Below are 16891 nucleotides of genomic sequence, written 5' to 3' on the forward strand. Positions count from 1 at the left end.
GTTTTATATTAATTTATTTTGCGATGCTTCTTGAAATCACAATTCTCTGGATCTCGGAAGTCCCTTCATAGATCTGCGTGATCTTCGCATCTCTCATCATTCTTTCTACGTGGTATTCTTTTACATATCCGTATCCTCCGTGGATCTGTACAGCCTCAATCGTAGTATCCATTGCCACTTGAGATGCATATAATTTTGCCATTGCACCACTCTCAGAGATATCTTTACCAGCATCCTTTTCAAAAGCTGCCTTGAAGCAAAGCATTCTTGCTGCCGTAATCTGAGTGGCCATATCTGCTAATTTGAATGCGATAGCCTGGTGATTGATAATTTCAGTTTTGAACGCTTTTCTTGTTTTAGCATATTTCAAAGCTAATTCATACGCTCCTGAAGCGATCCCTAATGCCTGAGAAGCAATACCGATTCTTCCTCCATTCAGTACAGCCATTGCAAAATTGAAGCCAAAACCGTCTTCTCCGATTCTGTTTTCTTTCGGTACTTTCACATTATTGAAGATCAAAGAGTGGGTATCACTTCCTCTGATTCCCAGTTTATCTTCTTTCACACCGATTTCAAAGCCTTCCCATCCTCTTTCTACGATGAAAGCATTAATTCCTTTATGTTTTTTCTCGGGATCAGTCTGTGCAATAACAATATAGTAAGAAGCAGTTCCTCCGTTGGTAATCCAATTCTTAATCCCATTTAAAAGATAGTAGTCTCCTTTGTCTTCTGCCGTTGTTTTTTGAGAAGTAGCATCAGAACCTGCTTCAGGCTCAGATAATGCGAAAGCTCCAATTACCTTTCCGCTGGCCAGAGGAGTAAGGTATTTTACTTTCTGTTCTTCGGAAGCAAATTTTTCAAGACCTGCACATACCAATGAGTTATTTACAGACATTACAACCGCTGCAGAAGCATCTATTTTTGCGATCTCCTCCATGGCCAAAACGTAAGAAACGCTATCCATCCCAGCACCTCCGTATTGAGGATCTACCATCATACCCAAAAGTCCCATTTCACCCATTTTCTTCACTTGTTCTGTAGGGAATTTCTGGTCGCGGTCTCTTTCGATAACTTCGGGTAATAGTTCATTTTGTGCAAAATCTCTTGCAGCCTGCTGAATCATCAGCTGTTCTTCCGATAAATTAAAGTCCATAAAAAATAATAATTAGATAGCCGTAAATTTACACTTTTTAACGAAATCTGAAAATAGAATTGGAAATTAGAGAGCAGGTAGCAGGGATCAGGTGGCAGAGATCAGGGACTGAAGGTGATACAGACTAAAATTCAGGTCCAGGTTAAATACTATAAAGCACGGTATTTTTTAGATCATGATCATGAATTCTTTGTTTGTTATGGCAGGCATTCAATTAATTTTCAATTGGTGATTTGTCTTTACTACAATTAAAAAAAATGCTTATATTTAAAATTCTTTAAAAATTGCTTAAAAAATCATGACAATCAAAAGATTATTCGATATTCCACACTACGCTTTAGAAAAATTTCCTAAAACGGATATGTTTGTAACCAAATATCAGGGCGAATGGAAAAAAACTTCGACGTTAGAGTTTATCAATCAGGGAAATAAAATATCCAGAGGACTTTTGAAACTGGGGATAAAACCTGGAGATAAAATCGCTCTCATCACTACCAATTCCCGTACAGAATGGGCAGTGATGGATTTTGGATTGTCTCAGATCGGTGTGGTTTCCGTTCCTGTTTATCCGAGTATTTCGGCTGAAGATTATGAATTCATCTTTAATAATGCTGAAATACAGTACTGTTTTGTATCTGACAAGGAACTTCTCACCAAGGTGATGAAGGTAAAACATAATATTCCTTCTCTTCAGGGCATTTTTACCTTCGACAATATAAGCGGAGCGGCCAACTGGAGAGAAATTATGGATCTCGGAGAGGATGATTCTACCCAAATTGAAGTAGAAGATCTTTCCAATGCGATCAATTCTGAAGATCTGGCCACTATTATTTATACTTCAGGAACTACAGGAAGGCCCAAAGGAGTAATGCTTACTCATCATAATATTGTTTCCAATGTTCTGGGTGCTATTCCAAGAATTCCAAAGAAAAAAAGCCTCGACTACAAGGATTCAAGAGCATTAAGCTTCCTTCCGATCTGTCATATTTTTGAAAGAATGCTTTTCTATCTTTACCAGTATAGTGGATTTTCTATCTACTTCGCTGAAAGCATTGATAAAATGGGCGAAAATATAAAAGAAGTGAAGCCCCATTATATGACGGTGGTGCCGAGATTGGTAGAAAAAGTGTATGATAAGATTTACAATACAGGTTCGTCTGCAGGCGGTCTGAAATCAAAAATATTCTTCTGGGCTCTGAATTTAATCAGCAAAAAGAAGGTGATTGGAAAACCGTCCGGACTGCAGGAAATCATCGCCGACAAACTGGTTTTTTCTAAATGGAGAGAAGGTTTGGGAGGTGAAATTATCACGCTGGTTTCCGGTTCTGCCGCTTTGTCCACCCGATTGAATATGATGTTCCAGAATGCCGGAATTCCTATTCTGGAAGGATATGGCTTAACAGAAACGTCACCGGTCATTGCTGTCAACAGTTTTGATAAAATGAAGGTAGGAACTGTAGGTGCTCCACTGGATAACTTACAGGTAAAGATTCAGGAAGATGGTGAAATTACCGTTAAAGGACCTTCCGTTTTTAAAGGTTATTTTAAAGCTGAAGAAATGACCAGAGAAGCATTTACTGAGGATGGATTTTTCAAAACAGGGGATATCGGACATATCGATGCTGAAGGCTTTTTACAGATCACTGACCGTAAAAAAGAAATGTTCAAAACGTCAGGAGGAAAATATATTGCTCCCCAAATGATTGAAAATCTGGCAAAAGCATCTAAATTCATTGAACAGATCATGGTGGTCGGTGATGGTGAAAAAATGCCGTGTGCATTGGTACAGCCTGACTTTGAATTTGCTAAAAACTGGGCCATGAGAAACAACCTTACTATAGGATCTACTCCGGCAGAAATTGCAAAAAGTCCGGAATTAAAGGAGAGAATTGAAAAGGAAATGGAAGGCATCAACGAACACCTCGGAAACTGGGAAAAAATTAAAAGAGTTGAGCTTACTCCTGAAGTATGGGCCATCGAAACAGGATTGCTTACTCCTACTTTAAAGCTTAAAAGAAAAGCTGTCAAGGAGAAATTTATGGATTTATACAACAAGATGTACGAGCATCACGAATAAAGATACAATGAGCTGTTTCAGAAATGAAGCAGCTTTTTTATTATCAACACAAGGATCTTAAACTTTTATCAATCGTAAAGTTTCAATTCAGGACAAAGGAGTTTTAGTCTCGAAGAGAATCCAATCTCAAACGTTTAGCTAAAATCTTATACCAAAAAAAATGTGCTTCATTTCTGAAACACATTTTTTTATATGATTTAAAATCGCAATTAGAATTTAATTACGGATTTCATTCTGTCGTTTTCTTCCATTACCAATTCGTCATCTACAAGAATTTTTCCTGAGTGCTCATCAATAATGATTTTCTTTCTCTGTGCGATCTCCATTTGCTTCTGAGGCGGAATGGTAAAGAATGAACCTTTTGGCGCCCCTCTTTCTAATCCTACAACAGCCAAACCGTTGATAGAGCTCTTTCTGATTCTGTTATATGAAGCCAATAATCTTTCGTCAATCTTACTTGCATACTCTTTAGACTGCTCTATTAAGTAGTCTTCTTCTTTTTGAGTTTCAGAAACAAGACCGTTTAATTCTTCTTTTTTGAATTTTAAATGGTTCTTTAAATCACTGATTTTCCCATTAAGTTCGCTTAAAGTTTCATTTTTGTGAGCAATTTTAACTCCGAATTCTTTAATTCTTTTATCAGCAAGCTGAATTTCCAACTCCTGGAATTCCATTTCTTTTCCTAATGCTTCAAACTCTTTATTGTTTCTTACCGTATCCTGCTGAGATTTGTATTTTTCAATTAAAGTTTTTGCATGGTTGATCACTTCATGCTTTGTTTTGATCTGGTCGTCCTGATCTTTGATATCTGCATGAAATTTTTCAGCTCTTTTTTCAAGTCCTTCAATCTCAATTTCAAGATCTTCAACTTCAATTGGCAATTCTCCTCTGGTATTTCGGATTTCATCCAATCTTGAATCAATGATCTGTAAATCGTATAAAGCTCTTAATTTTTCTTCAACTGAAATATCGTTGGTTTTTGCCATATCTTAAATGAAATAATTTACTGGGTTTGTTTTTTCAATAGATTTTGAAATTGCAAATGTACTAAATTTTTGTGACAAAATTTCAAATAATTGTTGAGTTACAAATTGTTCTGATTCATAATGACCTATGTCACAGATCAGCATTTTGGATTCCGCCATGAAATAATCGTGGTATTTGATGTCTCCGGTAAGATAAGCATCACATTTCTTTGACAAAGCTGATTTTATTCCGCTCGCTCCGGATCCTCCAAGAACGCCTACTCTTTTGATTTTTTTATGGGTAAAATCTGAATGTCTGATGATCTCAAGCCCGAATTTTTCTTTGACAAGTCTTAAAAAATCCTTTTCCTCCATTTCCTCCTGAAGTTCGCCATACATCCCCAAACCGGAGTGCTGATTTTCATTATCCAGCTGATAAATCTGATGCGCTACTTCTTCATAAGGATGTGCAGCCTTCATTGCTGAAAGGATCGCATTCTGCTTATAGCCTTCAAAGATAACAGAGATCATGTCTTCATCTGCATTTTCACGGATGTTTTGTTGTCCCGAGAATGGATTGGAGCCTTCCACAGGTCTGAAAGTCCCGTTTCCGTTGAGCTTGAAACTGCACTCATCATAAAAACCGATATTTCCGGCACCCGCAGAGAAAAGAGCTTCTTTTACTTTGTCAGAATGGTCTTTAGGGACAAAAACAGTCAATTGTTTCAGATTATTTTTTTTAGGCTGAAGAATTTTGAGGTCTTTCAATCCTAAATGGCCGCATATTCCGTGGTTAACGCCAAAGAAGTCATTATCAAATGCTGTATGTATGGCATAAATGGCGATTTTATTTTCAATCGCTTTTAGCACTGCTCTTTCTACATAATTCTTTCCTGTCAGTGATTTTAATCCCGAAAAAATAATGGGATGAAAACATACAATCAGGTTACAGTTTTTCTGAATAGCCTCCTCCACAACATGCTCCAATGCATCATGGCAGACCAGTATCCCGCTGACATTCCTGCCCGGAACCCCACAAAGCAATCCTACATTGTCAAAATCTTCTGCCTGCTGCAGGGGAATACGGTGCTCTATTTTTGAAATTACTTCGCTTATTGTCATTTTATTCTGTATGTTTGCTACGAAAATAACGATAATTTGTTAATTTTAAAAAACATTAAAAATGGAAAGAGAACATAATCTTGTTCCTGAAGATAAACTTTGGAAAAGGTTTCTTTACAGGGTCATTTACCGTGCCGACACTAAACTCGGGAAGTTATTTGACATCACATTATTATCTCTGATCCTTATTAGTACCGCCATTATTATGATGGAAAGTGTACCTCAGCTTGACAAAAGATTTCATTACACATTTCTGATCCTGGAATGGATTATTTCTATCTTCTTTACCGCTGAATACTGGATGCGGATCAGTGTTTTAAAAAATAAGAAGAGCTATGTTTTCAGTTTTTTCGGAATTATCGATTTTCTGGCACTTGTTCCTTTCTATCTGAGTTTCTTTTTCCCTGTGACGAAATACTTTCTGATATTCAGGATGCTGAGAATGCTGAGGATTTTCAGAATTTTTAATCTGCTTGATTTCATGAATGATGGCTACCTCATCGTCCGGGCTTTGAAACACAGTTCCAGAAAGATCTATATTTTTCTTTTATTTCTGATCATCTTTTCAGTGATCGTCGGCTCCCTTATGTTTATGGTAGAGGGCGGAAGACCCGGATTTGAAACGATTCCACAATCCATTTACTGGGCCGTAGTTACCGTGACTACTGTAGGTTATGGAGATGTCTCCCCTATTACGCCGATGGGTAAATTCTTTGCTGTTATTTTAATGCTTGCCGGATATTCCATCATTGCCGTTCCAACAGGAATTGTAACAGCAGAAATGCGGAACAAAAGACAGAATCTGGAAAAGATCTGCGACCAGTGCGGCAATGAAGATATAGATGACGACGCGAGGTACTGCAAACAGTGTGGCAAGAAATTAGCTTAGTATTTGGTATTGATATTAATCTATTAACCCAATACCACAAAAATCATGGAACCACAAAAGAAAAACAAGCCCAACAGTCTGGTCATTATCCTTTTCTCTTTAATCGTACTAATGATCATTATTTATTTCATACTAGTCATGTTTTTCCCTACCATATTTGAACATATGAATACAGGAGATATACAGCCAGTACCCAACAAATGATCATGATGAGTGATAAGTAATATAAAAAAGACGGCCATATGGCCGTCTTTTTCTATAAGTATGATAGTTCTCTTTTTATTTTTTGATCGCTTTGATCATTTGCTTGGAACCATCTTTCATATTCAACGTTACAAAATACAATCCCTGCTTCAAATCTCCTAAATGAAGTGCAGAAGATGGATTTTCAATGGTTTTCACCAATCTTCCGGAAACATCAGAAACTGAAACTGATTTTACAAGGTCTGATTTTGAAATATTCAGCACCTCAGTGAATGGATTCGGATAGGCTTTAATTTCTTCTTTTGCTTTGGAAACTTCAGATGTAGCCAGTGATGCAGATTCTACGATAAAATTATCAACGAAGAATTCATAGTCTTCCGGATCGTTTACGGTTCCATCGGAAGCATAAAACGCAAAGACTGTGTTCGCCCCAGTATAAGAAGTTAAATTATAAGAATAGGTAGTAGAAGTATTAGATGGTGCGTTGGCAGCATTCCAGGTCTGAAGAACGGTCCATGTACTTCCTCCATCTCCTGAAACCAGGAACTGAACGACATCGTCAGATCCCATAGCAGAAGGCGTGGTTTCTAAAAACTCTGTAACACCATAATCAAATTTAACTTTGTATCCTCCTGCCGACAGATTGAAAGGGACGGTCTTCAGCCACGCCTGATTATCGGTATAGTAAAGATTTACTTTGGCTGCATTGTCCCCTGAATTCAGGAAGTCACCACTGTACCATAATTCATCCGTATCGGTAGGTCCTGTAGATGAATCACCTCCTGAAGCCTGCTCCCAGCAATTTCCAGGAAATGTTGAAAAATTATTGGTGTAGGTTACGGTGGGTACTACAACGGCACATTCTGTTGTAAAGGATGTTCCTAGAGACCACGCACTTTTATCAGTAGCACTGCAGGCAGATCTTACCCATACATAATAAGTAGTAGCAGAAGATAATGTGGACAACTGAGCAGATGTAGAAGATGCTCCTACACTTCCTGTAGCTACCGTAGTACTTGCAGGGGCAGTGTTTGTTGTGGAATAGTAATATTCATAGCCTGTTCCAACGGTGCTCGTAGAAGCTGTCCATGAAATAGATGCTGAATTGGAAGTCACTGTACTTGAAGATACATTACCAGGTGCCAGACAGCTTGGAGCTGCTCCTATAATCACTGTATAATCGTGTGCTTCTCCATATCCTGCCGTATTACAAGGTACCGGTTGGCTGGAATAACGGTCACCCACTCTCATTCTGTAAGTTCCCGGTGTAACTGTAGAAGGAATAGAGATGCTGCCGTTGGTAACTGAATTATCATCCGGGCCTATACTGCTTGCTGCTGCAACAAGCTCTGGTGCGGTATCGTCGAATGTTCCGTTATTATCAAAATCAATCCAGATCCGTACATTCTGATTGGAATAATCATGGACTACAGAAAAGGCATAATTAACCCCTGCATTCATAGTAATGGTCTGCGCGGTATAATCTCCATAAGCCCCCTGAGAACATCCTGTATCCAAATGACTGAATCCAGCTGAAGGAATTGTAAAACTGTCGATCATATCTCCTCCATCGCATCCGCTGGAAAATTCCGGCACACAATAGGTCTGAGCAAATGCAGACGCGCTAATCATTAGTAAATTCGCAAGTAAAAACTTTTTCATATCAATTTATTTTATGGTATTGGCTAATTTAATAAAAAAAATACAATATCTATTTTTTTTTGTTCAAAAAAGAATGACTCACTGAAACATATATAAGAAATATTGTAAATAATTATTTTTTAATCGATTATATACATTTCTTTCATGATGTACCCTATAAATTTAAGCAAGTACATTTTTTTTACATCAATCAATTAAGTACAAATCAATACTCTTATCAATACAAAAAAATAGCAGCCTTTCAGCTGCTATTCAATATAATAATACGGTCAATAAAATTTTATTTCTTAATGGCCTTGATCGTTTGTTTTGATCCGTCTTTCAAGTTTAAAGTAACCAGATATAATCCTTGTTTAAGATCTCCTAACTGAAGAGTTGAGGAAGGATTGTCGATGGTTTTTACAAGTCTTCCGGCAACATCAACTATTGATACTGATTTCACTTTAGAGATATCGGAAATATTCAAGACGTCTGCAAAAGGATTTGGATAAGCCTTGATCTCATTTCTAGCTGCAGAAACTTCTGAAGTTGCTAAAAGTGATGAATCGTAAGCTGAAATACGGAACGTACCGTCTGTACCTCCTCCTGAGCTTGAGTATCTCCATACACTAGCGTATAAAGTGGCACCAGGAGTCTGTCCTGTTAAAGAAACCTTAGAGAAGTTATCATTACCGTTATCATCATCACAAGCGATAGAAGTAGTACTTGTACAGTCTGCAAAAACTGAAAGTACAGTATCTGTTAAAGCTGTACCTGTAGCAGCATCTGTTTCTATAGTAACCTTACCAGAAGCAGGAACCACTACTTTATACCATACATTTCCTGCCACATTTGTTGGTGCTAAAAGACAGCTGGCCGCTAATGCAGGAGTATTGGTAGAACCTACAGTTGTTCCATTTACTACATTTTGAGCAAATGCTCCTCCAACCACTAGATTTATAGCAGAAGAACAGTTATCATTGGCAGGCGGAACAGCCAATGTTGTGAAAGATCCGGATACCCAACCACTTTGTGTTCCAGCACACATAGATCTTACCCAATAGTAATAAGTCGTTAGAGGCTGCAAAGGAGTTAGAATCTGGCTGGTAGCTGTAGTAGCTGTTCCTGACGCAGGAGCTGTATTAGTTGTTGAAAAATAATACTGATATCCATTTGCCGGAGCAGTCGTAGGAGCAGTCCAGGAAATTGTAGCAGAAGAATCGGTAAGCAGTGAAATGGCCGTATTTACAGGAGCATCACAAGCAGGAATAGATTCTACCACAAAATTATCAACAAAGAATTCATAATCAGGAGTATCATCAACTGTACCATCGCTTCCATAGATAGCAAACATAGTATTAGCCCCCAGGAAATTCGCTAAGTCGAAAATATAAGTGCTTGAAGTATTACCTGGTGCATTATTGACATCCCAAGTTTTCAAAACGCTCCATGTAGTTCCTCCATCGGTAGAAACAACAAACTGCACTACATCATCAGAACCCATAGGGCTGGATGTTGTAGCATTATATGTCGTTACTCCATAATCGAATTTAACTCTATAACCACCAGCAGATAAATTGAAAGCCGGAGATTTCAACCATCCTTGTCTTCCTGTGCTATAAAGATTCATTTTAGCAGCACCAGTGCTTCCTACGTTCAGGAAGCCATCGACAACCCAGTAGTTTGTGGTACCGGTACCCGGTCCTGTAGCAGGTGTTCCGCCATTAGCCAGTCCCCAACATGTGCCAGGGAAATTCGAAAAATTATTTGTATAACTAGGGGTTATCACACCACATACTGTTGTAAAGCTTCTTACGGTACATGATGAAGAAGTTACTCCAGCATTATAAGAATTTACAGTATAATAATAGGTCGTAGAGGTATTTAGAGGTGTAGGCAAAGTGTAAGTTGTCACATTACCAACATCTGCATTATTTAGTACGTCTGTTCCTCCGGATGTAGTTCCTATAGTAATTTTATACCCAGTTGCGTCCGCATTTGCCGCCCATGTAAACGTAGGGGTTACAGGAACATTCACTGCTGAAGAAGCAGGAGCAGATACTACGGGACAGAATGTTTTTGTAGTGAAAGACGGCCCTGCAATCCAGAGACCTTGATCAGAACTGCTGCAACGGGATCTCACCCATACATAATAGGTCGTAAGCGGAGCCAGGTTTACCAATGTAGCAGTAGTGCCTGTAGCCCCTACTACATTAGGCGTACTTGCACTTGTAGGAGCTGTATTGGTTGTGCTATAATAAATATCAAATGCAGGGGCAGGATTTGCCATCGTCCAGCTTACAGATTCTGTTGTAGCTGTTGAGGTACCCACTGTAACTGTATCCGGCATTAAACAGGTAAGTGCATTAATATTTACGTTATCTACATAAATATCATCACTTCCATTATCACCTGTCCCAAGGAATCTTACAATAGCAGTTGCACTGGTGGTTCCTAAGTCAACGTATTTGGTAGACCATGAAGAAGAAACTCCGTACGTGGATCCTACATTGTTAAATGTAGCGCCACCATCTGTAGAAACCTGTATTTTCAGATTATCGGTTCCTGTTGGGTTAATATAATCAAAATTTAAAATTCTGCTCCCTGCACCGGTGGATAAATTAACATATAAATCCATATACCCTGATGCATTCACAGTATTGTATGAATGAAATCTTGCAGTCGTTCCTACAGCAGGTGCTGAAACGGTACTGGACCCCCCTGTGCCGGACCATCCTGAAGCACTTGTAAATCCTGAAAGAGAAATATCACTTGCTCTCCAGGAATTATCACCTCTTGACGGCCATGTTCTCCAGTTGGCTGCATTGGGCAGATCTGCCGTTGAGTTCCCATTGACCCATGTTCCAAAACTTTCAGTGAAAGGTAATGTTGCATAAGTAGGAGCTGTAGAAAGCCATGTTCCGGGAGTAAATGTAAAGGTAAGACCGGAAGCTGGAACAGTAACTCCGTTAGTACTTCCTAAAGTACAGGTGGATGTTGTTGATGTCCCAATGGCTGTAGCGGTCCAGTCAGTACCGGTTCTATTATTCATATCTGAACTTTCAGACCCTCTGATTCCTACCTGACCCGTTAAAGTAGCAGTTCCGGAAACACAGTTACCATATACAATAGTAACGGTATTTGATGTTAAATCAAGCTGTATCTGGAAATTAATAATCTGGGCAGCTGCAGCAGTACTTCCCTGCAAATCTGTAAACTGAACAATGAACTTTGATCCTACTGTTTCATATGAAATTTCAGAAGTGGTAGTACTTGCATGTCTCAGGTTCGCTGCAAAACCGGCAAATGCTCCTTCATACGGAGTAGTGGTATCCGTAGAAAGGCCTACATAGGTTGCTGCGAGAGCAGGTGTACCAAGCGTGACAAAACCATTATTGCTAATGTAGATACTGGAATAAGATTTACCATTATACTTAAAAGCTGATGGTAAATTAATTGCTGCAGATACAGCATCTGTTCCTAAAGCTGCACCGGATTGCCAGATCGTTCGGCTGGCAGATAACGAAGTGTAAGTTCCACTACTTTGCGCAAATCCGTACCCGTTATTGGTATTCGGATTAGTGGCTTGCGGTGGACCTACCTGTGCATAAGCTCCCATACTCATGGAAACTAAGCACGATAGTAGAAGTTTTTTCATGCGTAGTAAAAATAAAATTAGGGGGTAAAAGTAAACAAATATTCCATTTAAATTCAAAAATTATCATAAAATATTAACAATAAAAACGCAAAATCGTTTATTTTTTAAACGAAATTAAATATGCGTTTAATTTTAATATTAAATCATCAATACCACATGTTTCTATAAATGCTTAATTATCAAACAATTAATACTAGATAAAAATCACAATAAATAGATTAATTTTAATTTATTGCCAAAAAAAATATTTATCTTTTCACTTAATAACGACTTAATATTTCAACAAAAAAAGCGACAAAATGCCGCTTTTTTATCTTAAATATACTGTTATGATTAATTCAGGTAAAATTCATATTTATGAAGGAGTTGAATTTCCTTAATCAGATCTCCGTTGAGATCTACAGAATGTTTCATAGACTGCACTTCAATCTGGGAGTCATCTTCAATATTTTTAATATAGAATTTAAGCTTTTGATTTCCTTTATTCCGGTCAAGAACCGTTCTGAAAAACTCCAGATCTTCAGCCCTTACATCCATGACATCCATCACCAACGAAATGCTTTTTGCAAATCTTTCAAAAGCTTCCTGAAGCTCAATCACATCATTGACATTGACGAAAACCCTTCCGTCCTTCACCTGTGCAAACTTTATTTTGAAAATCACAAATCTTTGAACTTCCAGCTTTTCTTTGAGTCGCATATAATCTCTATCTCCCAATCTGAAAGAATAAGACCCGGAATAATCTTCCAGCGTAACAAAAGCTACTTTCTCACCGCTTCTGAAACCATCCTGAACCCTATACTCGGTAATCAGTCCGGCCACTGTATATTCTTTTCCTGCTCCACCACTCTCTCTTTCTTTCTGAAGGGTCTTCCAGTCTTTCTTTTTTTCTTCAAACAATTCTTCCTGCCTGTTAGCAAAAGCCTGCTCTTTGTAGGCATCTACCTCATCGAGATTTAAAAACATGAAATTTCCTTTCGGTTCCGCTTTTTTCGTGACCTCTTCTATGATTTCTTCTTCACCTATGGACATCTCATCTGAAACAATCTCAATAAGATCTATTGTTTCGTCCTGAGCATCTTTTTCCAAAATAGGAACTTCATCCGTCACCAGCTTTTCCTCCTCATCTTTTTCCAGAACAGATTTTTTGGATAACTGCCCCTGCATAAACTGAAAGTGGTACTTGAATTCATCCAATGGGTGAGCAGAAAGATAGAATCCAATGATTTCCTTTTCTTTATTAAGCTTATGCATATTCGGCCATTCCGGACAAGGTGGTAATTTAGGCTGTTCGATCTGTACTTCATCGGCAAAATCAGCAAAGAGTGAGTGTTCCATTTCGTTTTTGCTTTCCTGGAAGCTTTGTCCGTACCTGATCAGTCTTTCAAGATTTGTTTTACCTGCCATATCAATATCGAAATACTGGCCTCTGTGGTAAGAACCTAATTCATCGAAAGCTCCGGCCAGCACTAAGCTTTCCGCTACTCTTTTATTCATTTGGGAAGGCAAGATCCTTTCAAAGAAATCATATACATTTTTAAATCTTCCGTTGGCCCGCTCTTTTGTAATCGCCTCACTCGGCCCTTCTCCAATTCCTTTAATGGCTCCCAGACCGAAACGAATCTGCCCTTTTTCATTTACTGAGAATTTATATTGGGATTCATTAACATCCGGTCCCAATACATCTACTCCAATACTTTTACAATCTTCCATGAACAGGGTGATAGAATCCGTATTGTTAATGTTATTACTCATCACACTCGCCATATATTCTGCCGGAAAATTAGCTTTCAGATAAGCTGTATGATAAGCAATCAAGGCATAACAGGTTGAGTGAGATTTATTGAAGGCATATTCTGCAAAGGCTTTCCAGTCATTCCAGATTTTCTCCAACCTTTCTTCATTAAGATTGTTTTTCCGTCCTCCTTCAATGAATTTCGGATACATTTTATTCAGAACGTCGATCTGCTTTTTACCCATTGCTTTTCTCAGCGTATCGGCTTCACCTTTGGTAAAGTTGGCCAGTTTCTGGGACAAAAGCATTACCTGCTCCTGATAAACGGTAATCCCGTAGGTTTCTTTTAAATATTCTTCAGTTTCCGGTAAATCATACACAATCTCTTCAATCCCGTGCTTTCTGTTGATAAAGTTCGGGATATATTTGATCGGTCCGGGGCGGTATAGTGCGTTCATCGCAATAAGATCGGCAAAAACAGTAGGCTTAAGCTCTCTCATGTATTTCTGCATTCCCGGGCTTTCATACTGGAAAATCCCGATCGTGCGGCCTTCTTTAAACAGCTGATAAGTTTTCGTATCATCAAGTGGAATATCATCCGGATCAAGATCTATATTATGTCTCTGTTTTACGAGTTTCATAGCATCTTTAATGATCGTCAGGGTACGAAGTCCCAGAAAGTCCATTTTAAGAAGTCCGGCACTTTCCGCTACTGAGTTGTCAAATTGTGAAACCAGGATATCAGCATCTTTTGCTGCGATCGTTACCGGAACAAGATTACTTACATCTTCAGGCGTAATGATTACCCCACAGGCATGGATTCCTGTATTCCTGATACACCCTTCCATTTTTTTCGCACTCGCCAATACGTCGAAACGCGGATCATCAGGATTACTAAGCACCATTCGCATTTCATCCACCAGCATTTGCTCTTCAGGCTTCAGTTTATCATATTTCGCCAGAGCTTTGGCGATATTCATTCCCGGACTGGCCGGAATCAGTTTCGCGATATTATTGGTATCAGGGATCGGAAGGTCTAATACTCTTCCGGCATCTTTAATAGCTGATTTTCCTCCCAAAACGGAGTACGTGATAATCTGTGCTACCTGGCTTTGCCCGTACTTTTCGATGACCCATTTAATGACCCTGTCTCGCCCTTCATCATCAAAGTCAATATCAATATCGGGCATCGAAACCCTTTCAGGATTCAGGAATCTCTCAAAAAGGAGATCGTATTTAATCGGGTCAACGTTGGTAATTCCAATACAGTATGCTACCGCAGATCCTGCTGCGGAACCTCTTCCAGGTCCTACCCAAACCCCCATATTACGGGCTTCGTTACAGAAATCCTGAACAATAAGGAAATATCCGGGATAACCGGTGTTGGCAATGACGTCAAGCTCAAAGTCAAGACGTTCTTTAATTTCATCTGTAATTCCCGTATCCACATATCTTTTTCTGGCCCCTTCGTAAGTCAGATGGGTCAGATAAGCCATCTCCCCTCTTTTGCCTCCGTCTTCCGCATCTTCAGCATGAATAAATTCTTCAGGAATATCAAACTTAGGAAGAAGAACATCCCTTTTTAATGTGTAGGGGCTAAATTTGCCTAGAAATTCTTCATAAGCTTCGAAAGCATCCGGATAAGCCAGAAATGCTTCTTTGATCTCATCACTATTTTTTATATAATACTCTCCCGTCGTCAGTCCTCTTCGTTTTCCAAATCCTTTTCCGACAGGCGTTGTTAATTTTTCACCGTCTTTAATACAGCTTACAATATCCTGGATATTGGCGTCATCTTTATGGGTGTAAAAAGTTTCATTCTGGGCAAGAATTTTCGTATTGTATTTATCTGCCAGATACAACAAAACTTCATTCAAATGTTCTTCTTCAGGCAACTTGTGGTTTTGAAGCTGTACATAAAAATCGTCTCCGAAAGTTTCTTTCCACCATTTAAAAAGTTCTTCCCCTTTTTGCTCCCCCGTATTAAGAATGGCATCCGGGATATCTCCCAGAATTCCGGAAGTTACAGCGATAAGCCCTTCCTTATATTCAGCGATAAGTTCTCTGCTGATTCTGGGAACTCCAAAGTAGAAACCTTTTAAAAATCCTATACTGGATAGTTTTGCCAGATTTTTGTATCCGTTAAAATCTTTTGCCAAAAGAACCATCTGCGTTCTTCTGTCCGGATCATCTTTGGTAAACTGTTTCTGCTCGTAGCGTTCTGATATGTAAAACTCACAACCTACGATAGGAATCAACGGTTCTGAAACAGGTTCTTCTTCTGTCAACTCCGTCCCGTTTTCTTCTGCTTCCTGTTTTTTAGCGAGGAATTCTTTGTGCTTCTTTGAACGGTCGGAATTGGCTGACTCCACGGCTGAAACAAATTTAAAGGCTCCCATCATATTCCCGATATCGACCATTCCTACAGCCGGAAATTTTTCATCGGAAGCTTTTTTGATCAAATCATTAATGCTGGAAGTAGCCATCAGGGTAGAAAAAACGCTATGACTGTTAAAATTGAAATATTTTCCAATATCAACTTCGTCAATATTACCGGTGTCAGTCTGCTTTTTCTTATTATTAAAATCCGCAACCTGTCTTCTGATGACAATAGGAAACGGTTTTATCGGGTCTGGATGTAGTGTTTTGAAATACGCCAACTGATCTTCTGATATCTTCAGAACTTCGGCAGGAATAATTCCTATCCTCATCATTTCAAAGAATACTCTGGCGGTTGCATTTACGTCGGCAGCAGCATTGTGCGCTTCATCAAATTTGTGACCATACAGCTTTTCATATAATTCCTCCAGCTTAGGAGATTTATACCTTCCGCCTCTACCTCCTCCAAGTTTACAGTAGTCTGTTCCTAAAACCATGGTATCGGCTTTAGGTTTATCCTGAAGATTGTCTTTTAAATTTTTTCTGTAAAGCTCTGCTCCAACAATATTGTAATCAAATTCTACGTTGTGCCCGGAAACTACTCTTACCCTGTCCAGTACTTTGGAAAATTCTTCTAGAATCTCCTGAAGATCCCGTCCTTCTTCATTAGCTATTTTGGTGGTAATCCCGTGAATTCTTGCTGCATTAAAGGGAATATCATACCCTTCAGGCTTTATTATATAATCCTGATTTTCAATTAAAGTACCATCATCATCGTGCACCTGCCACGCAATCTGCACCATTCTTGGCCAGTTGTCTGAGTCTGATAGGGGCGCATTGAAATTTTTAGGTAAACCGGTGGTTTCTGTGTCAAAAATTAAATACATATAAGTTTCTAACTTTTTTAAAAAAGAGAATGTAAAGTTACTTCATTTTTTTCAAAAATTCAGCAGTAATCTGCAAAAGAAGGGTGAATCATTTTTTATAAAATCCTGCTCATAATGAAAATGAATTTTCACTCCATAACACGATTGCAAAGACGCTTGGTACTGCATGGTTTACCCGATC

8 protein-coding genes are annotated in these 16891 nt (G+C 38.7%); 2 read left to right on the top strand and 6 right to left on the bottom strand.

Features of this window, described 5'->3' with window-relative positions; all coding sequences use genetic code 11:
* Positions 1-13: 13 nt before the first annotated feature.
* Positions 14-1153, bottom strand: coding sequence for an acyl-CoA dehydrogenase (locus BW964_RS06900; protein ID WP_076505959.1), 1140 nt, complete (start codon positions 1151-1153; stop codon positions 14-16).
* A 298-nt stretch (positions 1154-1451) separates the two neighbouring features.
* On the opposite strand from BW964_RS06900, the gene BW964_RS06905 reads away from it, so the two are divergent.
* Entirely contained in the window at positions 1452-3230 is a 1779-nt protein-coding gene (locus BW964_RS06905; RefSeq protein ID WP_076505961.1) for an AMP-dependent synthetase/ligase, read from the top strand.
* Between the two features lie 209 nt (positions 3231-3439).
* Here BW964_RS06905 and BW964_RS06910 read toward each other — a convergent pair whose 3' ends face one another.
* Complete coding sequence (locus tag BW964_RS06910; RefSeq protein WP_076505963.1) at positions 3440-4216, bottom strand: zinc ribbon domain-containing protein; 777 nt, start codon at positions 4214-4216, stop codon at positions 3440-3442.
* Positions 4217-4219: 3 nt separating this feature from the next.
* Positions 4220-5317, bottom strand: a complete 1098-nt coding sequence (locus BW964_RS06915) for a Nif3-like dinuclear metal center hexameric protein (protein ID WP_076505965.1) — start codon at positions 5315-5317, stop codon at positions 4220-4222.
* Positions 5318-5378: 61 nt separating this feature from the next.
* Here BW964_RS06915 and BW964_RS06920 point away from each other — a divergent pair, with 61 nt between their 5' ends.
* Positions 5379-6206 (top strand): ion transporter, encoded by an 828-nt coding sequence (locus BW964_RS06920; protein ID WP_076505967.1) that lies wholly within the window; start codon positions 5379-5381, stop codon positions 6204-6206.
* A gap of 279 nt (positions 6207-6485) precedes the next feature.
* Here BW964_RS06920 and BW964_RS06925 read toward each other — a convergent pair whose 3' ends face one another.
* The 3 genes from BW964_RS06925 to dnaE form a co-directional block, all read right to left on the bottom strand.
* Positions 6486-8072, bottom strand: coding sequence for a GEVED domain-containing protein (locus BW964_RS06925; RefSeq protein ID WP_076505969.1), 1587 nt, complete (start codon positions 8070-8072; stop codon positions 6486-6488).
* A 280-nt stretch (positions 8073-8352) separates the two neighbouring features.
* On the bottom strand, positions 8353-11709 hold the full coding sequence (locus BW964_RS06930; protein ID WP_084175680.1) for a fibronectin type III domain-containing protein: 3357 nt from the start codon (positions 11707-11709) through the stop codon (positions 8353-8355).
* A gap of 333 nt (positions 11710-12042) precedes the next feature.
* Positions 12043-16710 (bottom strand): DNA polymerase III subunit alpha, encoded by a 4668-nt coding sequence (gene dnaE, locus BW964_RS06935; protein WP_076505972.1) that lies wholly within the window; start codon positions 16708-16710, stop codon positions 12043-12045.
* Between the last annotated feature and the right edge of the window lie 181 nt (positions 16711-16891).

This window comes from Chryseobacterium shigense, from assembly GCF_900156575.1.
Classification (GTDB): domain Bacteria; phylum Bacteroidota; class Bacteroidia; order Flavobacteriales; family Weeksellaceae; genus Chryseobacterium; species Chryseobacterium shigense.